The 20,966-nt window shown below is 72.9% G+C and carries 14 protein-coding genes; 1 reads left to right on the top strand and 13 read right to left on the bottom strand.

Translation table 11 applies throughout. The annotated features are described in order from the left end of the window. Nucleotides 1-320 precede the first annotated feature (320 nt). Genes AC4H2G_RS21005 through AC4H2G_RS21015 form a run of 3 tightly spaced genes read right to left on the bottom strand, consistent with a single transcriptional unit; the run spans nucleotide 321 to nucleotide 4,077 of the window. A complete protein-coding gene (locus AC4H2G_RS21005; RefSeq protein WP_494367684.1) occupies nucleotides 321-2,003 on the bottom strand; it encodes a 5-oxoprolinase subunit B/C family protein in 1,683 nt (560 codons plus the stop codon). Next, on the bottom strand, nucleotides 2,000-2,782 hold the full coding sequence (locus tag AC4H2G_RS21010; RefSeq protein WP_494367685.1) for a LamB/YcsF family protein: 783 nt from the start codon (nucleotides 2,780-2,782) through the stop codon (nucleotides 2,000-2,002). The genes AC4H2G_RS21005 and AC4H2G_RS21010 overlap by 4 nt, the downstream gene beginning before the upstream one ends. 26 nt (nucleotides 2,783-2,808) lie before the next feature. Then, nucleotides 2,809-4,077: an acyl-CoA thioesterase/BAAT N-terminal domain-containing protein gene (locus AC4H2G_RS21015; RefSeq protein WP_494367686.1), complete on the bottom strand. Its 1,269-nt coding sequence runs from the start codon at nucleotides 4,075-4,077 to the stop codon at nucleotides 2,809-2,811. Between the two features lie 92 nt (nucleotides 4,078-4,169). Between AC4H2G_RS21015 and AC4H2G_RS21020 the strand changes: the two genes are divergently transcribed. Then, a complete protein-coding gene (locus AC4H2G_RS21020; RefSeq protein WP_494367687.1) occupies nucleotides 4,170-4,748 on the top strand; it encodes a GNAT family N-acetyltransferase in 579 nt (192 codons plus the stop codon). Nucleotides 4,749-4,827: 79 nt separating this feature from the next. Here the strand turns inward: AC4H2G_RS21020 and AC4H2G_RS21025 are convergent, their stop codons facing one another. The 10 genes from AC4H2G_RS21025 to AC4H2G_RS21070 all read right to left on the bottom strand — a co-directional run bounded on the left by AC4H2G_RS21025 (nucleotide 4,828) and on the right by AC4H2G_RS21070 (nucleotide 20,855). Next, complete coding sequence (locus AC4H2G_RS21025) at nucleotides 4,828-5,457, bottom strand: hypothetical protein (protein ID WP_494367688.1); 630 nt, start codon at nucleotides 5,455-5,457, stop codon at nucleotides 4,828-4,830. Nucleotides 5,458-5,774: 317 nt separating this feature from the next. Next, nucleotides 5,775-11,282, bottom strand: a complete 5,508-nt coding sequence (locus tag AC4H2G_RS21030; protein WP_494367713.1) for a ThuA domain-containing protein — start codon at nucleotides 11,280-11,282, stop codon at nucleotides 5,775-5,777. A gap of 190 nt (nucleotides 11,283-11,472) precedes the next feature. Then, a complete protein-coding gene (locus tag AC4H2G_RS21035) occupies nucleotides 11,473-12,378 on the bottom strand; it encodes a sugar phosphate isomerase/epimerase family protein (protein WP_494367689.1) in 906 nt (301 codons plus the stop codon). A 130-nt stretch (nucleotides 12,379-12,508) separates the two neighbouring features. After that, nucleotides 12,509-13,738, bottom strand: a complete 1,230-nt coding sequence (locus AC4H2G_RS21040; RefSeq protein WP_494367690.1) for a substrate-binding domain-containing protein — start codon at nucleotides 13,736-13,738, stop codon at nucleotides 12,509-12,511. Nucleotides 13,739-13,871: 133 nt separating this feature from the next. Then, the gene (locus tag AC4H2G_RS21045; RefSeq protein ID WP_494367691.1) at nucleotides 13,872-14,954 is read right to left on the bottom strand and encodes an ABC transporter permease; all 1,083 of its coding nucleotides are present in this window, start codon (nucleotides 14,952-14,954) and stop codon (nucleotides 13,872-13,874) included. Continuing rightward, on the bottom strand, nucleotides 14,951-16,057 hold the full coding sequence (locus tag AC4H2G_RS21050) for an ABC transporter permease (protein ID WP_494367692.1): 1,107 nt from the start codon (nucleotides 16,055-16,057) through the stop codon (nucleotides 14,951-14,953). The genes AC4H2G_RS21045 and AC4H2G_RS21050 overlap by 4 nt, the downstream gene beginning before the upstream one ends. Continuing rightward, nucleotides 16,054-17,691 (bottom strand): sugar ABC transporter ATP-binding protein, encoded by a 1,638-nt coding sequence (locus AC4H2G_RS21055; RefSeq protein WP_494367693.1) that lies wholly within the window; start codon nucleotides 17,689-17,691, stop codon nucleotides 16,054-16,056. Before AC4H2G_RS21055 ends, AC4H2G_RS21050 begins: the two co-directional genes overlap by 4 nt. After that, nucleotides 17,688-18,959 (bottom strand): Gfo/Idh/MocA family protein, encoded by a 1,272-nt coding sequence (locus AC4H2G_RS21060; protein WP_494367694.1) that lies wholly within the window; start codon nucleotides 18,957-18,959, stop codon nucleotides 17,688-17,690. Before AC4H2G_RS21060 ends, AC4H2G_RS21055 begins: the two co-directional genes overlap by 4 nt. Before the next feature lie 194 nt (nucleotides 18,960-19,153). Further along, a complete protein-coding gene (locus tag AC4H2G_RS21065) occupies nucleotides 19,154-20,155 on the bottom strand; it encodes a sugar phosphate isomerase/epimerase family protein (protein ID WP_494367695.1) in 1,002 nt (333 codons plus the stop codon). Nucleotides 20,156-20,192: 37 nt separating this feature from the next. Continuing rightward, nucleotides 20,193-20,855, bottom strand: coding sequence for a hypothetical protein (locus tag AC4H2G_RS21070; protein ID WP_494367696.1), 663 nt, complete (start codon nucleotides 20,853-20,855; stop codon nucleotides 20,193-20,195). Between the last annotated feature and the right edge of the window lie 111 nt (nucleotides 20,856-20,966).

Raw genomic sequence — 20,966 nt, forward strand, 5'->3', positions numbered from 1 at the left:
GCAGGCCCAACCTCACTTGGGGCAACTTCTCAACCCTACCAGGTCCGTCTCGGCTTCTCAACCAGGGCCGTTCGCCCTGATCGCCTCGAGTGATCGCGGACGCACGTCTGTCGACGAAGTGTCCTGCGAAGGTAGGATTCTGGCCCCGGGACCAGCCACCGTCGCGGTGTCTGTTCCTCCCTGTCGGGCCGACATCCAGAAGATTACGCGGCTCTGCGCGACGGGGTCAAGCCGCGTTCCCGTGAGCCAGCGCACACGGCGCGGACCCACCCCGACGGTGGTGCCCCGACCGTGCTCGCGCACGTCGTCGGGTGTCCTGGTCAGAGTTGAGCGACGGGTCGTGCGACGGGTCCTGCGACGGGTCTCAGCCGGACCGCCTCGCCCGGCCGCAGCTGCGCCGCACGGTCCGCCGCGTCCGCCGTGAGGACGCCGATCACCGGGTAGCCCCCCGTGACGGGATGGTCGGCGAGGAAGACGACGGGTCTCCCGTCCGGCGGGACCTGGACCGCTCCTCGCACCACTCCCTCCGACGGCAGCTCCCCGGCGCGACGGGGGACGGCCTGCCCGTCGAGCCGCAGGGCGACGCGGTTGCTGTCCGCGGTGACCGTGCGCAGCGCGCCGAGCGCCTGCCACGCGCCGGGTAGGAACCAGTCCGGCCGCGGCCCGGGGAGGACGGTCAGCACGACGTGCCGTTCGCCCGGCCGCAGCGCGCCTGCCTCGTGCCGGACCGGGGCCGTCCCGACCGGGGCAGGCGTGCCGGCTGCCAGGCCGATGCCGAGCGCGTCCCCCGCAGCCAGCGGCCGTGGGCCCAGTCCGGAGAGCACGTCTCGTGAGCGTGACCCGAGAATTGGGACGACGTCCACGCCGCCACGCACGGCGACGTAGGTCCGTACCCCGTGCGACGGCGTCCCGAGACTCAGGACGGAGCCCGCGGCCACCCGCAGCGCGGCGTGCCGGCCGACGAGCGTCCCGTCGACCGTCGCCGGCGCGCCGGCACCGGTCAGCGCGACGACGGCGGGTGCGTCGATCCGCAGGGTCAGGCCGCCGAGCGTCACCTCGAGGAGCGCAGCGCCCGGGTCGTTCCCGACGAGGCGGTTCGCGAGCGCCGCCGCACCGCGGTCGGCGGCCCCGGACGGGCCCACGCCGATCGCACCCAGCCCGGGACGGCCCGCGTCCTGGACGAGAGCCTGCGGTCCCGCGGCGACCACCGTCAGTCCCTTCCCGGCAGTCGTCCCCTTCCCGGCAGTCGTCCTGCTCACGGGGTCCGTCCGGTCCGGTGCGCGCGCACCGGACCGGGTCCCCGCGACGACGGCGCGCGTCGGCAGGAACCGGACCCTCGCCCCGGGCGCCACGAGCGCGGGCGGGACCCGGTCGACGTCGAACATGCGCTCGGCGGTCGAGCCCAGCAGACGCCAGCCGCCCGGCGAGGACGCCGGGTAGACGGCTGTGAGCTCACCCGCGACCGCCACGGCGCCCGCAGGCACGCGCGGACGCGGCGTCGCGAGCCGTGGCGCCGCGATCACGGGGTCGACGCCCACGAGGTAGACGAAACCGGGTGCGAAGCCGCCGAACGCGGCCTCGTAGACCCGGCCGGAGTGCCGTGCGACGACCTCTGCCTCGCTGACGCCCGCCCACGCCGCGACGTCGGCGAGGTCGGCACCGTCGTAGACGACGGGGAGCACGACCTCCGCGACCCCGGCCACCGGTGTCTCGCCGGGGCTGCCGGCTGCCGCCGCGCCGCCCGTACCGGCGGCACCGCTCGGCGCGGCGTGCCGGTCGGTGGTGCGCCCCAGCGCCTCGCGGACCCAGTCCTCGACGGCCGGCGCGCGGGCCGGGTCCCGGAAGGTGACGAGGACGGTCCGCGCGGCGGGGACGACGTCGAGCACCCCGCCCGGGCGGTCCGACGTCAGGCGGCGGTCGAGCGCGCGCACCGCGGCGAGGTCGGGGAGCTCGACGAGGAACGCCGTCTCGCCGTAGCGGCGCACGTCCCCGGAGAGGGTCACGACGCCTCGCTCTCGCCCCTGCCGGCGAACGGCTGCACGACGACGCCCGCCTCCTCGAGCGCACGCCGCACCGCGCCGAGGAGGCCGACGGCGCCCGGCGTGTCGGAGTGGACGCAGACCGAGTCGGCCTCGACCTCGACCGGGGTCCCGTCGACGGCGAGGACCGTGCCCGTCGTGACGAGCCGGACGACGCGCGCGGCGACCTCGGCGGCGTCGTGCAGGACGGCACCCTCGCGCCCGCGCGGCACGAGCTCCCCCGTCGCGAGGTAGCCGCGGTCGGCGAAGGCCTCGCGCACGGTGCGCAGCCCCGCCTCGTCCGCGAGACGCAGGACGGCCGATCCCGGGAGCCCGACCACGGGCAGCGTCGGGTCGTACTCCCGCACCGCGTCGACGACGGCACGTGCCTGCTCCTCGTGGTGCACGATCACGTTGTACAGGGCGCCGTGGGGCTTGACGTACCGGACCCGGTCGCCGGCGACGCGCGCGAAGCCGTCGAGCGCTGCGAGCTGGTAGAGCACGTCGTCGGCGAGCTCGGCGGGGGCGACGTCCAGGAAGCGTCGGCCGAAGCCGGCGAGGTCGCGGTAGCCGACGTGCGCACCGACGCTCACGCCGGCGGCCACCGCGTCGCGCGTCACCGCGCGCATCGTCGGCGGGTCGCCGGCGTGGAAGCCGCACGCGACGTTCGCGCTGGTCACCAGGCCGAGGAGGGCGCGGTCGTCGGCGAGCGCCCAGCGTCCGAAGCCCTCGCCGAGGTCCGCGTTGAGGTCGATGCTCGTCACTCCCCCATCATGCCGTCGCCCCGGCGTCAGGACGCCCCGCGCAGCGCGGACAGCACGTCGGCCACGTGCCCCCAGAGCTCCACGCGTGCGGCGTGGTTGGCCGCCGGCGACCCGTCGCCGGGTTCTCCGGGCAGGCCGAGGTAGTACGGGACGTACGGCACCCACGCCACGAAGTGGCCTGCGCCGTCGCCGTGCACGCGCAGGGTCGTCGCGTCGTCGACCGCGGCACGACGGCCCTGGACGTCGTCCGCGAAGTCGCACGACTCCCAGAGGGTGTCCTGCGTGCCGCACGCGAGCACGACCGGACCGGCGATCGAGGCGACGTCGATCGCGGTCTCCGGCGGCGGGACGCGGGAGGCCGAGCCGAGGCACCGCTCGGACAGCGGCGCTCCCCCGAGCGTCCACGCCGGGACCGTCATGTCGGGGTAGCCGCACACGAGGCGGCCCGCGCCGACGGGCGCGATCGCTCCGTGCACGAGGCCGGGGTGCTCCGCCGCGAGCCAGAGCGCCATCTCCCCGCCTCGCGAGACGCCGAACGTCATCACCTTCTCGTCGTCGACCTCGGGCTGCTCGTGGAGCCAGGCGAGGGCGTCGAGGAACGTCTCGACCGGCACCTCCTCGAGGTCGGCGGGCTGTCCGGGCGACCCGAAGTACGAGATGCCGAGCGCCGGGTAGCCCAGGCCGGCGAGCCAGCGGGCCGTGCTCGACCCGCTGCTCAGGCCGCCCTCCGACCCGCCGAAGACGAGCACGGCCGGCCGCTCCTCTCCGGCAGGCACGTCGTGGGGGACGGCGTACTCCGCGACCAGCCCGGCGTCCGTCACCTCGCGCACGGAGACGTCCGGAGCGCTGCCCGGGCGGGACAGCGTCGTCTCCGCGAGAACCTCTCCCGCGCCGTCCGCGACCTTCAGCTCCACGTCGAACTGCTCGTCCCACGTCGCCGGATCCCAGTGTCCTCCGGTGGTCATCGACCAGATCGGCGCCATCGGGTCGGCGGTCGACCAGTCGCCCGAGCGCGGCGCGTCGGCGGCGAGGTCGAGGGTGCCGTCGGCGGGCACGGCGAAGGACGCGCTGGACGCGAACCGAGCGGCGTGCACGACGGCCTCGGCCTCGAGCACGACCTCCGCCCCCGGCTCGAGACCGGTGACGACGACGTCGACCGGGGCGAACGGCCCGTCGAGCCTCGTGACGTCGATCGACGGCTCCGGCACGGGGGCGCACGCGCCGAGCGCCGCGGCGAGCACGAGGCACAGGGTGAACCGCGGGGCGGTGGCGCGCGCACGTCGTCGGGCAGGCATGCCCCATGATGGCAGGTGACGCGCATACCGCCCGGACCGGTACGCACCGGGCAGCCAGCCGGGCGCGGCAGGTGCGAGGTAGATTCGCGGACGTGGACGCCCTCGATCTCACGACCGTGCGGCTGCGCGCCGCGACGGCCGACGACGCGCCGTCGCTCGCGCGGCTCGCCGCCCTCACATTCCCGCTCGCCTGCCCGCCCGGGACGTCTCCGGCCGCGATCGTGGAGCACGTGGCGACTCAGCTCTCGCCCGACCGGTTCCGCGCCTGGGCCGCGAGCGCCGACCACGAGCTGCTCGTCGCGGAGACCCCCGCCCGGACGCCGGCGGCGACGGACCCCGCGCGCGAGGTCGGGTACGCCCTCCTGGTGCGCGCGGTGCCCGACGACGCGGACGTGGCCCGCGCCGTCGGGCCGGGAGAGGTCGTCGAGCTGTCGAAGATCTACGTGCACCCCGAGGCGCAGGGGTCAGGCGTCGCGAGCGCGCTCATGGCCGCCGCGCTCGACGCCGCGGCCGTGCTCGCGCCAGGGCGCACCGTGTGGCTCGGGACGAACCGGGACAACGGACGGGCGCAGGCCTTCTACCGCAAGAGCGGGTTCACGGTCGCCGGGGAGCGGACGTACGTCGTGGGCGGCGAGGAGCACTCCGACGTCGTCCTGGTGCACGGCGCCTGACCGGTCGCGGTACGCCCGCACCCGGCCCGGCGGACGTGTCCGCTCCGTGGCCAGGTCGGTGGTGAGCCCGGTAGTCGGCTCAGTGGTCGTGGCCGTCGTCGTGGGGCTCTTCCCCACCGTGCGTGTCGAGACCGCCGTCGAGCGAGTCACCCGGTCGCACGGGCAGGAAGACGTGGACGTGTCCCTGGTCCGCCGACGTCGAGCGCAGGTCGAGCTGCACCGCGGCGAGCCCCCAGGTGTCGACGGCGCGCGTGCGGAGCTCGCCCGCGAGGGCGTAGAGGTCCGGCGCAGTGCTCGCGTCGGCCGAGCGGGCGAGATCGACGGCGTCCACCGTGTCGCCGAGCAGCTCGAGGGACGTCAGCATGCCGTTGCGCACGATGTTGTGCTCCGAGGACCCGCTCGCGAGGGACTCGGTCTCGGACGTCAGGACGTCCAGCGTGCCGCGCCACGCGGCGACCTCCTCTGCGGAGGGCGGTGTCGCCGTCGTCCCGTCCACCGGCAGCGCCGCGTGCAGGGCGTGCAGCACGGGGACGAGCTCGGCCTGCACGTGACGCGCGTGCTCGATCGAGGCCACCAGGTTCTCCGCGTCGCGCTCCGCCTCGGCGGCCTCGAGCTCGGCGACGCGCGCCGGGTCGACGGCGAACCCGCCGTCGACCGGCTCGTCGCCGCCGCCTCGTGTGAGCGCGACGACGAGGACGACGACCACCACTACCGCGAGCGCACCCGCGACACGTAGCGCCCAGCCTCGCGGCCCCGCACCCTGCAGCCACCGGCGCACGCGGACGCGCGCCGGCGGCCGGGGCTCGGGGCGGCCGGCACCGCCCCGGTCTGCAGGACGGGGCGGGCCCACCGGCCGAGCACCGGGCCTCGCAGCGCGAGCCGCGGGCTGTCGGGCACCGGTCCGCTGTGCCACGTCAATCTCCGTCCTGTGGTCGGTCCGCTGTGCGAGGTCCGTCGGCCCGAGCAGATCGGGCCGACGGACCGGAGGGTCGGTGGTGGGAGCGGATCCCCACCACCGACCCGGCGTCAGCCGCAGCTCACGGCGTCGAACGGCACCTCGAGGGTGGCCGTGCGATCCCCGATGGTCGCGGTGACGGTGGCGGTGCCCGCCTCGGCGTCCGCGGCACGCACCGCGAACGACTGGTACGCGGCCTTGCCGACCGCGACCTCGGCGAACTCCTTCGTGCCGAACGGCGTGGCGAGGGTGATCGCCGCCGCCGCGTCGTCGGCGTTGGTCGCCCGGACGGCGACGTACGCCTTCCCGGCGAGGCAGCGCACCGTGGCCTCGGCCTCGACCGCCACCTCGGGCTCCCCGCCGTCGGTGGTCAGCCGGAACCAGTCGAACGCCACGGTGACGGGCGTCTCCTGCTCCGGGCCGACGGCCACGAGACCGATGGACGTCATCGGGACGTCGTTGGTCACCGGCTCACCGATCGGCTCCCAGGTGACGCCTCCGTCGCTGACCCAGCCCTGGTACGTGTTCCCCACCTTCTCGAGGCGCACGTACCAGTAGCCGGACTCGGTCGAGTCGGCGAGCTCGAGCTGACGGTTGCCGCCGTCGCCGAACGCGGCGCCCTTCTCCGAGACGGTCTCCGCGCCGAGGTTCAGCGCGGCACCGGGGGCGTTCTTCGCCACGACGTTCGCCTTGACGTAGTTGTCGTCGTCGGCGTACGCGAGCAGTCCGGCGAACTGCCACCGGTGCGCGAGCGGCGCCTTGAACCGCGTCTCGGCGACCCAGTCACCCTCCGGAACCTCCTGGAGGACGAAGTTGCGCGGGTCGTCGTTGGCGGTGCCGTGGATGTCGCCCGGCTGGGTGGTGATCCGCAGCTCGCTCCCCGCGACGACGGCCTTCGAGCCGTCGTAGCGGACCACGGAGTTCCAGCGGCACCCGTCGAGCGCGTCGCCCTCGAACTCGTCGCTCGGCTCACGCACGCCGTCGTCCGGCTCCGCACCGCTGACGTGGACGTGGTCGACCTTCGCGACCGTGTCCGCCGTCGCGGTGTCGCCGCCGGCCATGACGCCGAACGTCGCACCGTCCTTGACGGGGGCGGCCCCGTCGAGGTCGTTCCACGTCTCGCCGTCGGCCGAGTACGCCGCCGTGATCTGCTCCCCGTCGGACACGAGACGCAGGTGGATCGTCGTCGGGAAGTCCTCGGCGACGTTCTCCTGGCCGTGCCACGTTCGGGCGCCGCCCGTCTCTGTCTGGAACTCGAGGAAGCGGGCACCGGACTGGTTCTTCGTGAACGCGAGCTTGGTGTACTCGTCGTCGCTCACGTGGACCAGGAGCCCGGCGTGCTGCCAGTGCCGCGCGAGCGGCACGTCGAGCTTCGTCTCCAGCGTCCAGGCACCGGCGGGGGCCGGCTGACCGAGGTAGCTGATCGGGCCGGTCACCGCCTCGTTGATGTCGCCCTGGACCACCGGGAGGACCGCGTGGCCGTCGGCGACGCTGATCGCGCTGCCCTCGGCCTGGCGGACGACCGTCCACCGCGGGTCGAGAGCGTCGCCGTCGAACTCGTCGGAGGCCTCCGCGAGGCACTGCGGCGGGTTCTCCTCACCGGGCTCGCCCGGGTCGACCGGGTCGTCGTCGAACAAGAAGTCCTGGAACTCGACGGCGCTCGTCGCGACCGCGTCGTGCGCGGTGACGAACATGCCCACGTCCTGGACGGACGCCGCGCCCGGCAGCGCCTGCGGCTCGCCGATCTGCGTGAAGTTCTCGCCGTCTTTGCTCCAGAACGCGGTGTAGAGGTCGCCGTCACGCACGATCCGCACCCACGCGGGGTAGCTCGTCGTGCTGGCGGCCGTCGACGTCGCGAGCTGCCCCGCGGCGTTGCCGCGCAGCCACTCGAAGCCGCCGTTGGGACGGATGCCGAGGGCGGCGTAGCCCGGCGAGCTCGACGTCTGGGTGACGTCGTTGCGGACGATGATCCCGGCCTTGGCGCCACCGTTGGTGTTGCCCTGACTGTTGATCCGCACCGTGGCCGACCAGTTCTCGTCGCCGCCCTGCTCGCGATAGATGGTCGAGTACTCGTTGGTGCCCTGCCACATGTTCGCGCCCTTGGACGTGATGAGGTACTTGCCCTCGGCAAGCTGCTCGAACGCGCCGTCGACGTTGGAGTACGTCTTCATCCCGGCGAACAGGTCGCCGACCTGGGCGACCACGATGCGCGACCGCGTGTACAGGCCCTTGTCGTTGGTGGCGACCGCGGTCAGCTCGTAGTTGTTGTCCTCGGTCACCTCCCACGCGGCCTCGTACGGGGCCTCGGTGTCGGTGCCGATCGACTCGCCGTCGACGAAGAACTCGACCTCGGTGACCGTGTTCTCCGTGTCCTCGGCGTCGGCCGTCACGGCGATCTCACCCTGCTCGAGACGGACTCCTGCCTCGGGCGCGGTGATGCGCACCTTCGGTCGCGTCGTGTCCGACACGGCCTTGCCGTCCGCCTCGATGAAGTTGAGGCGGCGCTCGCCCTCACCGGGGAAGACCACGTAGAGCGTGAACGGCTCCATCGGGTCCGTCGCCTCGACCCGCACGTCGGTGAACGTGCCGAGACCCGTCTGCGGGACCTCGGCCGTGCCGAGCAGCTCCCCGTCCGGCGCGTCGCGGCGCAGCTCGATCGTGCCCTCGGCCGCCGAGGCGACCCGCAGGTTGAGCGCCTCGACCCCGTACAGGCTCACGGGGTCGTACGAGGCCCACGCGCCGTCGGCGCCGGTGATGACGGAGCCGCCACCCTCGACGTCACGGCTCGGGATCGTCGTCGTGCCCTCGGCCGCGGAGGTGAACTCGGCCTCGCGCTTCTTCGGGAAGATGAGCGTCGTGTCCGAGCCCGTGAGCGCGGGCACCTCGCCCTCGCCGCCGTTGTCGGTGTACCGGGCGTCGATCACGTAGAAGACGTTCATGTCCTCGCTGTGACCGCCGCCCAGGCTCGTCTGCACCGTGCCCGTGCGCCCGTGGAGGGGCTCGGCCGGGTGCGCGTGGGCGTCGTGCCCGAGCGCCGGCTGGATGATGACCTGCTCGTCGGCGATCTCGTCGCCCTCCGGCGAGTCCTCCGCGTCCGTCACCGCGACGTCCCAGGTGATCGCGTCACCGAAGTTGAAGAACGCACCCGTCGGCGGCAGACCGAAGTCGACCTCCGGCCGCGTGTTGCCGACGGTGATCGGCACGGTGGCCGTGCCGGTCTTGCCCGAGGGGTCGGTCACCGTCAGACGGGCGTCGTAGACGCCGTTCTCGGTGTAGGTGAAGGTGGGCGAGACGTCGGTCGAGTCCGGTGTCCCGTCACCGTCGAAGTCCCACGCGTACGTGAGGTCCTCGTTCTCCGGGTCCGAGCTGCCCGAGCCGTCGAACGTCACCTCGAGCGGGGCGTGACCGGAGTCCGGAGCCGCCACCGGCTTCGCAGCCGGCGAGCGCGACCCCGAGACGTAGTCGATGCGGTGCAGGCCCGAGCTCGGGTTGTCGCGGCCGAAGCCGCCGCCCCAGTCGAGCACGTACATCGAGCCGTCCGGCCCGAACTTCGAGTCGATCGGCGCGAGGAACTCCTCCTCGGGGAGGAACGGGTTGACCTTCTCGACGTCCGTGACGCCCGCCTCGGCGCCACCGTCCACGAGGTCGATCGAGTACATCTTGTTGCGCGCCCACTCGTAGAAGAAGGGCTTGCCGTCGTAGTACTCGGGGAACTTCGTGTCGGACTCCAGCTCGGGGTCGAACTGGTAGAACGGCCCGCCCATGGGTGCGAGGCCGCCGCCGGCGTTGATGACGCCGGGCGCGGAGGTCCGCTGGTAGCCGTACCAGAGGTCGGCCGGCTGGACCGGGGGCAGCTCGGTCAGGCCCGTGTTGAGGACCGAGTCGTTGACCGGGGCGTCGCAGTCGAAGAAGTCACCGACCGTGACCGGGCTCGTGCGGTAGTCGACGTCGCGGAACGGCTCGTTGTTCCCCATGCACAGGGGCCACCCGAAGTTCCCGGCCTCCTTGATGAGGTTCCACTCGGCGATGCCCGCGGGGCCGCGGTTGGCCGGGTTGTCCGACCCGTTGTCCGGCGAGTAGTCCGCGACGCCGAGGTTGCCGGTCGTCGGGTCGATCGTGAACCGGAACGGGTTGCGGAAGCCCATCGCGTAGATCTCGGGCAGGGTCTTGTCGTCCGTGTCGGCCGCCTCGTCGAAGAGGTTGCCCTCGGGGATCGAGTACGTGCCGTCGGCCTCGGGGTGGATGCGCAGGACCTTGCCGCGCAGGTCGTTCGTGTTCGCCGACGTCGCGCGCGCGTCGTGCAGGCGTCCCGGCCGCTCCGAGAGGGGCGCGTAGCCGCCCGACGGCTCGGAGTGCGGGTTCACGTCGTCGCCGATGCCGATGTACAGGTCACCGGTCGCCGGGTCCACGATGAGCCCACCGCCCGTGTGCCCCGGCTCGTCGGGCAGACGCCCGGCCGGGAACTCGATGACCACGACCTCCGACGCCGGGTCGATGACCGTCGAGCCCGGCCCGTCCGACGTCACCGTGAACCGCGAGACGCGGCTGACGAAGTTCGCGGGGTCCGCGTCGTCCTCGGTCGCGGGCGAGTAGTACTGGTAGAGGTACCCGTTGGTCGCGAAGTCCTTGTCGAGCGCGAGGCCGAGGAGACCGTCCTCACCGCCCGAGTACACCGGGATCGTGAGAGCGGTGGTCGTGTTCTGGGTCTGCGGGTCGTACACGCGGATCTGCCCGCGCACGAGCTCGGTGTAGAACACGCGGCCGTCGGGCGCGACGTCCATGCCGAACGGCGCGCTCGTGTTGGTGTCGAGCGCGATCTTCTCGAACTGGCTCCAGTCCGTGCCGCCGCAGTCGCCCTCGACCAGGCCCGCGGCCCACTGCACACCGCCGACGATGTGCTGCACCAGGTCGGGCTCGTCGGTGTAGTGCGCGCCGAAGTGGCCCATGCCGGTCATCCAGGCACGACCGCCGTCGTAGGGCTTGCACCACGAGATCGGGTGGTCGGCGCCCATCGCGTTGCCGCCCGGGTCGTAGGTCGACTCGTCCATCGTCGCGAGGACGTGCGCGCCGCCGCGGACGTTCGCGGAGTAGTTGTACCACTCGTCGGCGCGGTCCCAGCGCTGCGGGAGGTGCTCGGTCGACGGGTGCGTCCGGTCCTCGACGCGGACCGTCCCGGGCAGGCCGGGGCTCGATCCCGTGGCCGCGTGACCGGGCATGAGCGCCCCGATCATGTCGTCCCACCACGCGTAGCTGCCGCGCATGTCCGTGGCGTTGTGGATGGCGACGATGCCACCGCCCGCCTGCTGGTAGCGCTCGAGCGCCGCCTTCTCGTCCGCGTTCCACGGGTCGCCCGAGGTCTGGAACATGACCAGGGCGTCGTACTGGGCGAGGTTCTCGTCGGTGAAAACCGTCGAGTCCTCCGTGTGGTCGGACTCGATGCCGACCTCGGCGAACGCCGCCTCGAGCACCGGGGTGCCCTGGGTGATCGCCTCGGCGTGCCGGAACTGGGTCGTCTTGGTGAAGATGAGGACCTTGCTCTCCTCATCGACTGCCTGTGGTTCCTCCTGGGCCGTGGCCATCGTCACCGGTGCCAGCGTGAACGCCAGCGATGCGATGGTCAGGGCCGCGAGGGACCTCCCCCTGCGGGGACGTCGTGCGGTCATCGTGGTGCCTCCAGGGGCATGACGTGCGGGCCCGGGCGTGGTCGTCCGGGCAGGGTGGTCGTCATCCCGCGGCGTGCCGGCGCCGGCGGTCGTGCTACGACCTCGGCTACGCGAGGTCCGGCGTGGGCATCAGTCCCTTCAGGTGGGCCAGGCCATCGACGGCGATGGCGTCCTGGGTCGGTGCCAGCGGCCGCCAGATCGAGGCGGCGGTGGCGATGGTCGCGTTCTGCGCCGTGAAGGACTCGATCACGAGGGGACCGTCGTAGCCCGCCTCGTCGAGGGCGGCGAGGAACGCGTGCCAGTCGAGGTGGTCGGCGCCCGGTGCGCCGCGGTCGTTGCCGCACACCTGGACGTGCGCGATGCGCTCGCCCGCGCGGCGGACAGCGGCGGGCAGGTCCGTCTCCTCGATGTTCATGTGGTAGATGTCGAGCATGAGGCCGATGCCCTCCGCGGGCAGGCGCCCGACGACGGCCAGCCCCTGGTCGACCGTGTTGACCAGGCTCGTCTCGTAGCGGTTGAGCGGTTCGAGACCCACGACGACGCCGGCGTCGATCGCGTGCTCGACGACCGGCGCGAGGTTCTCGGCGAGCTCGTCGTACGCCGCCTCCCGCTCGGCCGGGTCCAGCCGCCACGTGCGTCCGACGGACGCGTAGGCGGGTCCGCCGATCACGGGTGCCCCGACCGTCCGCGCGGCGTCGACGACGCGGCGCAGGTAGTCCTGCGTGGACCGGACGGTCGCGGCGTCGGTCGCGACGAGCTCGCGCCCCTCCCCCATGACGAGCGACACGCTCGCCCCCAGCCCGTGGTCGGCGAGGACGCGCGCGGCGAGCGCGGGGTCCCAGTCGCCGAGCTTCTCCACGGGCAGTTCGAGCACGTCGAAGCCCCAGCCGGAGACGCGGGGCGCGATCTCGCGCAGGGACGTGTCGGTCAGGGGTGAGGTCCACACCCAGGTGTTGACGCCGAGGCGGCGGGCGCGCAGGGGGCGCAGGGCGGTTCGGTCCGGAAGAGCCACGTCGCTCTCTCTCGTCGGTGATGGGGTTCGTGCCCGGGCCCGACGGCGGGCCGTCACCTCCTCCGGGAGGTGACGGTCCGCCGTCGTGCACCGGGCGACGTGCGGTCCCGCTCAGCGAGCGGTCAACGGGTCAGCGGTCCGTCCAGGCCTCCGGGTAGCCCGGCAGGTCCTCGCCGCCGAACTTCGCGTAGTGCAGCGACGGCATCTCGGCGTTCGCCTCGAGGTACGCGTCGAGCTCGTCGGCCTCGATCGGGTCCTGCGGGAGGACCCACTCGGAGGGGACCTCCTCGCCGGCCCAGATCATCTGCGCGGCGAGGATCGGGGTGCGCCACTGGAAGTTCGAGTACACGGCGCCGATAGCGGTCATGTCCGTCTCCTGCCACTTGCGCAGGAAGCTCATCTCGTCCTCGCCCATGAACACGGGGTACGGCTTGCCGGCGTCCTCGAACGCCTCGACGGCCGCGACGGCACCGTCGCCCGCGTCCATCCAGATGCCGTCCACGTCACCGCGCTGGAGGTACTGCGTGACGATGTCCTTGATCTGCGCGGCGTCGCCACCGGTGAACTCCTGGCCGACGACCTCGAGACCCGACTCGGAGAAGATCTTGTCGGCAGCGGCCCAGCGGTTCTCCAGGACGTCGACGCCCGGGAGGATCCGCAGCGCGAGGACCGTCGACCCCTCGTCGAGGTTGTCGACGAGGAACTCCGCACCGTCGGCGCCGTACGCGTAGCCGCCGATCGGGTGGATGAACGTGACCATGCAGTCGGTCTCGACGCCGCGGTCGAACACGATGACGGGCTTGCCGCTCTCGCACGCCGCCTCGACCGCCGGGGTCAGGGTCGCGGTCGTCGACGGCGAGACGATGATCGCGTCGCAGTCGCCCGCCGCGACGAAGGCCTGGATGTCGGAGATCTGCTTGTTGTCGTCGTCGGCGGCGTCGGAGACGCGGAACTCGCCGATGACGCCCTCCTCCTGGAGGACCTCGACCTGCTGCTGCATGGTGATGAAGCCGGTGACGCGCCAGGGGTTGGAGACCGAGGCGTTGGAGAAGCACAGCGTCTTGTCGCCGCCCTCGCTCGCGAACTCGGCCGTGTCCACGTACTCGGGCTCGATCGCCTGGAGCCACGGCTGGTCGGCCGGGCCCTCGGGCTCGACGTCGCGCTGCGCGAGCTGGCGGTCGTAGTCGGCCTGGACGAACCACTCGGAGTCGGCGCCGCCGGTCTCCTCGCCGCCCGTCTCCTCGGCCGAGGTCTCGCCGCCGCCCTCCGGCGTGTCCGTCGGGGTGTCGGTGGTGCAGGCGGCCGTGAGGAACAGTGTCGCCACTGCCGCGCCGGCCAGGAGTGCTCGTGTACGTCGCATGTCCTTCTCTCTCCATGGTGAGACGTCGTCGTCCCGCGGGGTGCGGGGAAGGTGTGGTGCTGGGGTGACCGGAGGTCACCGGGTCTGGCGTGGGTACGGGGTGCTGCCGCCCGGTTCCCGGGGCGGACGGGTGTCAGGCGCGGGCGGGGGCAGGCTCCTTCGGCTCGGCGGGCGGTCCCGACGCGGGCGGGGTCTCCCCCGCGGTGGCACGGCGCCGGCCCTTGCGGGGCATCGCCGCGTACGCGACGGCCGCGATGATGATCACGCCCTGGACCGCGGGCCGGATCGTGGAGGGCAGGCTGAGCTGGTTGAACAGCGTGAACAGCGCCTCGAGGGTGAGCGCGCCGGCCATGGCCGCGACCACCGTCCCGCGTCCGCCGCCGAGGACGACGCCACCGAGCACGACGGCCGTGATGGCCATGAACTCGAGTCCCTCGCCGACCTGCGCCGTGACGCCGGCGTACCCCCCGATGAGCACCGCGGCCACGGTCGCCATGAATCCCGAGAGGAGGAAGGCGCGCGTGCGCACCCACCACACGGACGAGCCGGAGTAGGCGGACGCCACGTCGTTGTCACCGGTGGCGACGAGCGTGCGGCCGAACGGCCTGCGCATGAGCAGGGCCGCGAGCACGCCCAGCACCACGACGATCATCAGCGCCCACGGGACCTGGAACTGGCCGGGGTTGTCGGGCACTCCCCCGCGCCCCCACTGCCGGAAGCCCTCGGTCAGCGCGCCCGTCGGCGCGCCGCCGGTCCAGAGGCGGATCGCGCCGTACAGCACGAGCATCATGCCGAGCGTCGTGATGAACGACGGCACCTTGAGCAGCGTCGTCACGAGACCGTTGACGAGGCCGACGGCGAGGCCGAAGACCAGCATGAGCGCCATGACGGGCCACGTCATGGAGTCCTCGCCGTCCATGAGCTTGGCCGCGATGACGACCTGCGCGCCGACGAGGGACCCGACCGACAGGTCGAACTCCCCGGACACGATGACGAAGTACTGCCCGATCGCGAGGATCACGAGCGGTGCGGCCTTCTTGACGAAGGCCATGAGCGACGTGGGCTCGCCGAACGACGGGTTCATCACGAGGATCACGGCGAAGACGAGGACGAGCAGGGCGAAGACGGTCCAGCTCCCGCCCGCGGTGAGCCTCTCGAGGAACCCGCTGCTCGGCGCGCGGGCCGGGATCGTGCGGCGCGGTGCGACGGTGGTCATGCGGACGCACCTCCTGCGGTGGTCGTCGGGGCGGCGGGTCGGGACGGCGTCGGGTCCGGTGGCGCCCCGCCCCCGCGTCCGCCCGCGCGGAACCGCGCGCGGCTGCTCGCCGGGTCGATCTGACGGCGGGCGTACAGGGCGACGGCGGCGATGATGACGACGCCGCGCAGCACGTCCTTGAAGAACGGGTCGACGTCGAGCACGTTGAACACCGTGTCGAGCACCGCGAGGATGAGCACTCCCCCGACCGTGCCGACGATCGAGCCACGCCCACCGAGCAGCAGCGTGCCCCCGAGGACGACGGCGGCGATCGAGTCCAGGTCGAGGCCGTAGGAGTACACGAGCGCATTGCCCGTGCCGAAGCGCGCGGCGATCAGAAGGCCGGCGACCCCGGCGCACACCGAGCAGAGCACGTGCGCGAGGATCAGCGTCCGGTCGGTCCGGATCCCCGAGAGCCGCGCGACGTCGGTGTTCCCGCCGACGGCGAACATGTGGTACCCGGGGCGGGTACGGGTCAGCAGGACGACGCCGACCGCCGCGACGACCAGCATGACGATCGTCGAGACCGGCACCGGACCGATCCGCGTGTAGCCGAACATCTGGAACGACGCCGGGACGTCGCCCGCCGGTCCCTGGAACTGGGTGTCGAGATAGCCCTTGACGATGAGACCGACCCCGAGCGTCGCGATGAACGGGTTGACGCGCAGCTTCGTGATCACGAGCCCGTTGACCAGCCCGACGGCCGCCGCGACGGCCAGGGCCGCGAGCACGCCGAGCCACACGCGGGACGGGTCGCCGGCCATCGTCGTGGCGCCGATGATCGAGCACAGCGCGACGACGTAGCCGACCGACAGGTCGAGGGACCGGCACAGGATGACGAACGTCTGCCCGATCGCGACGAACCCGAGCAGGCTCGTCTGGGTGAGCATGTACGCCGTGTTGGCCTGGCTGAACAGGTTCCCGCCGCCGACCGCGACGAGGACGCCGGCGATGACGAGGATGCCCACGAGGGCGAGGTAGACGATCTCCGTCGAACCCATCCGGTGCCGGCGCCGCGAGGCGGGGCGTGCGGTGGGGGCGGCGGTCGCGACCGCGGTGCTCATCGGTCCTCCTTCGGGCCGTCGGAGCGTTCGGGGGCGTCGTGCCCGGGCAGGTCGTCGGTGCGTGCGACGGCGGCGAGGTCGACCGCGAGGTGCTCGCCCGAGTCCTCGCCGGCGCCGGTCGCGAGCGCCATGACGGTCTCCTCGTCGCTGCCCGCAGGCAGCTCTCCGGCGAGCCGGCCGTCCCGCATGACGAGGATGCGGTCCGCCATCGCGACGACCTCGGGCAGCTCGGACGAGATGACGAGGACGGCGACGCCGCTCGCGGTGAGCTCGCGCATGAGGTCGTACACCGCGCGCTTCGCGCCGACGTCGATGCCGCGCGTCGGCTCGTCGAGCACGATGACCTGCGGGTCCGTCACGAGCCACTTCGCGAGGACGACCTTCTGCTGGTTCCCGCCCGACAGGTACTGGACCTCCGCCTCCTGGGAGCTCGCGACGAGCTCGAGCGAGGACAGGATGCCCGGGATGCGACGCGCGCGACGGTCGGCCGAGCCCGGCAGTACCGAGTCGAGCACGAGGCGCGCGTTGGCGAGGATGGACTGGCCGAGCGCCAGGCCCTCGGCCTTGCGGTCCTCCGTGACGAGCGCGAGCCCCGCGCGGACGGCCTGGCGCGGCGAGCGCACGTCGACCGGCTTCCCGCCCACGAGCACGCGGCCGCGCGTGAAGCCGGCGATGCCGAAGATGCCGTGGGCGATCTCGGTGCGCCCCGAGCCCTGGAGCCCGGCGAGCGCCACGATCTCGCCCGCGCGGACCTCGAGCGAGACGTCGTCGACCTGGCTGTTGCCCACGCCCTCGAGCGCGAGGCGCACCTCGCCGGGGGTGACCGCGGGGTCCTTGTCCGGGAAGTAGCCGGCGAACTCGCGGCCCACCATGGTGCGCACGAGGCCGTCGCCGTCGATGTCGGCGGTGCGGGTCGTCAGGACGTGGTTGCCGTCCTTGAGCACCGTGATGGTGTCGCAGAGGTCGAAGATCTCCTTGAGGCGGTGCGAGACGTAGAGGATCGCGACCCCCCGGCCCTTGAGGCGGTGCACGAGCTCGTAGAGCAGCTCGACCTCCTGGTCGGCGAGCGCCGCCGTCGGCTCGTCCATCGAGATGATGCGGGCGTCGTACGACACGGCCTTGACGATCTCGACGATCTGCTGCTGCGCCACGGAGAGGGAGCCGACGCGCTGGTGCGCGGAGAGGCTCGACAGGCCGAGGTCCGCGAGGAGGCGGTCGGTGTCCTCGGTCATGCGGCGCCGGTCGACGAGCCCGGCGCGGCGGGGCTCCCGGCCGAGGTAGACGTTCTCGGCGACGGACCGCTCCGGGAGGAGGTTGAACTCCTGGAAGACGGTCGAGACGCCGGCGTGCTGGGCGGCGAGCGGCGACGCGAAGGTGGCGACCTGCCCGTCGAGCTCGATCGTGCCGCCGTCGGGCCGGTGGACGCCGGCGATGACCTTCATGAGCGTCGACTTGCCCGCACCGTTCTCGCCGACGAGCGCGTGCACCTCGCCGGCGCGCACGTCGAGGTCGATGTCGCGCAGCACGGAGTTGCCGAAGAACTCCTTGCCGATGCCGCGCAGGCGCAGGACGGGCTCCTGACCACCGTCCCCGGGAGCCGGCGTGCCGGGCCCGCGTGTCGTCGTCGCGGTCATCGGGCCACCTCCACCCACCCGCCGGACCGCACGGACTCGCCGACGGCGGCGGCGAGCCGGGCGGCCCGCAGGCCGTCGTCGAACGTGGGCAGGCCGTCGGGGACGGTCCCGCGGATCGCGGCCGCCGTGTCGGCGACGAGCGCGTCGAAGCACTCCTGGTAGCCCTGCGGGTGACCCGCCGGGAGCCGCGAGTACCGTGCGGCCGCGGGAGAGAGCGTCTGCGGGTCCCGCACCAGGAGCCGGCTGCCGTCGCGGCGTCCCTCCCAGAGCGTCTCGGGCCGTTCCTGGTCGAACGAGAGCGTCGACTCGGAGCCGGAGATCTCCAGGTGGAGCCGGTTCTTGCGGCCCGCGGAGACCTGGGAGATCACGGCCGTCCCGAGCGCCCCGCGGTCGGTCTCGTACTGCAGCGTGACGAGGTCCTCGGTCGCGACGGGGCGCGCGACGCCGTCGTCCCCGCGTCGGGTCGGGTTGACGGTCGCCGACCGGGCGACGAGGCGGGCGATGCGGTGGCCCGTGGTGAACTCGAGGAGGTCGCAGAAGTGGGAGCCGATGTCGCCGAACGCGCGGCTGGAGCCGCCGAGCGCGGGGTCGACGCGCCAGTTGTCGTCGGAGTCGCGCAGGAGCCAGTCCTGCAGGTAGGAGCCGTGGACGAGCGAGACGGTGCCGACCTGTCCGCGCCGCACGCGCTCGCGCGCCTCGCGGACCATGGGGTGGAAGCGGTAGACGAACGGGACGACGGCGACCCTCCCGTCGGCGGCGCGCGCCTCGGCGGCGAGCCCGGCGAGCTCCTCGGCGCCCTCGACGTCGACGGCGAGCGGCTTCTCGCAGACCACGTGCTTGCCGGCCAGGAGGGCAGCGCGGGCGAGCTCGACGTGGAGATGGTTGGGCGTGCACACGTGCACGACGTCCACGTCGGGCGACGTCACGAGCTCCTCCGCGGACCCGACGACGGCCTGGGCGCCCAGCGCGCCGGCCCCCCCGAGCGCCGTCTCGAGGTCGGAGGCCGCGACGACGGTGACCGTCCCGCCGCCGGTGCGCACGGCCCGCGCGTGGACCCCGCCCATGAACCCGACCCCGAGGATCCCGGCGCGGTACCCGGACGCGGGCAGGCCCGTCGGCCCGGGTTCCGGTCGGACGGCTCCACGGTCGTCGGCGCCCCTCAGGACGGTGGTCGGTGCGCCAGAGGCGCTGGTGGTCGCTCCCGCGACCCGCGTGCCCGGCACCAACGCCGGGGCAAGCAGGTCCTGCGCGACATCGTCGGCTCGCATGACTGACAACGTAGGGGCACTTCTGACGACCGTCAACCAAAAGCCGAGCGATTGTGGTCTCAGTTAGATAAAGGCGTCCGTAAAACAATCAGCGACGAACACGCCACCGCCCCCGGCCGCAGAGCGGTCGGAGGCGGTGGCGCATCGGACGTCGTGACCGGGTCGGTCGACCCGGCGGTCGTGCTGCGAGGGCGCTACCTCGACGAGAACGCCGCGTCGAACGCGGCCTCGGGAGCGTCGAACGCGTACTTCTTGACGAACTCGAGGGCCTCGGGTGCACCGACGAGGCGGTCCATGCCCGCGTCCTCCCACTCGACGGAGATCGGACCGTCGTAGCCGATCGTGTTGAGCATGCGGAACGCGTCCTCCCACGGCACGTCGCCGTGGCCCGTCGAGATGAAGTCCCAGCCGCGGCGCGGGTCGGCCCAGGCGAGGTGCGACCCCATGCGGCCGTTGCGGCCGTTGTGCATCCGCTTCTTCGTGTCCTTGCAGTCCACGTGGTAGATGCGGTCCTTGAAGTCCCACAGGAAGCTCACGGAGTCGATGTCCTGCCAGACCATGTGGCTCGGGTCCCAGTTGAGACCGAACGCCTCGCGGTGGCCGATCGCCTCGAGCGTGCGCACGGTCGTCCAGTAGTCGTAGGCGATCTCGCTCGGGTGCACCTCGTGCGCGAACCGCACGCCGACCTCGTCGAACACGTCGAGGATCGGGTTCCAGCGGTCGGCGAAGTCCTGGTAGCCCGCGTCGATCATCTCCTGCGAGGCCGGCGGGAACATCGCGACGTACTTCCAGATCGACGAGCCCGTGAAACCCACGACGGTCTTGACGCCCAGCTTCGCCGCGAGGCGCGCGGTGTTCTTCATCTCCTCCGCGGCACGCTGGCGCACGCCCTCGGGGTCGCCGTCGCCCCACACGACGTCCGGCAGGATGTCGCGGTGGCGCTGGTCGATCGGGTCGTCGCAGACCGCCTGCCCCTTGAGGTGGTTCGAGATCGCGTAGACCTTGAGGTCGTACTTCGCGAGCAGGTCGAGCTTGCCCTGGACGTACTCGGCGTCGTCCCAGCGCCACGGGTCGAGGTGGTCGCCCCAGCAGGCGATCTCGAGCCCGTCGTAGCCCCACCCGGACGCGAGCCGGGCCACCTCCTCGAACGGCAGGTCGGCCCACTGCCCCGTGAAGAGGGTGATCGGTCGTGCCATGGTCGTTCTCCTTCGTCGATCTCGGTTCGGCCCGGGTTCACCGGGTGGACGTGCTGGTCAAGGATCGGGCGCGTCGGCGTGCCACGACGACGCCGAGCGCGCCCGTCGCGACGACGGCCGCGGCGAGCAGCGCCCACAGCAGCACGCCAGGGCCGGACGACGTCGCGTCGTCGCCGGGAGCAGGGTCGGTGCCGGCCGTGTCGGACGCGGCCGCGTCGGACCCGGCCGCGTCGGCGCCCTCGGCGTCCTCCGCCGCTGCGGGGGGCTCGGCCGATGGGACGACGTCGACCTCGGCGCTCGCCGTGGCCTCGGCCGGCTCGGTCGTCGTCCCCGTGAGGACCCAGTGGCCCTCCGCGAGCACTCCGGGGTCGGAGACGTACCAGCCGACCCCTTCCGAGGCGGAGCGCAGCGCGATCGGCCCGACGGTCTCGCCGGCGTCGGACTCGGCCGTCACGGTGACGTCCGCCGCCTCCTCCACCGGGTGTCCGTCGTTCTTGTAGGTGAGGTTGGCCGAGACGCCGCCGGCGCCGTCGGTCCCGAGCGAGATGACGATGTCGCCCCCGTGCGCCGTCGCAGGCGCCGCAAGCCCCGCCAGGACGAGGACGGCGCCGAGCGCCGCGGTCAGGAGCGCGCGGACCGCGGCCCGGGGTGCCGGCAGGGCCTGGACCCGCTGCGGGGCGGTCCGGGAGGAACGAGACATCGGGTGGTCTCCTCGTCGTGTCGTGCGGGGAATCTGCGGGACCGGTCGGCTCTCGGTCGGTCTGAGGCCTCCCGGGGTGCCCCGGCGCCGGGCCGGAGCGCCCGGTTCCCG

It is taken from the genome of Cellulosimicrobium sp. BMG9.23, from assembly GCF_059159985.1.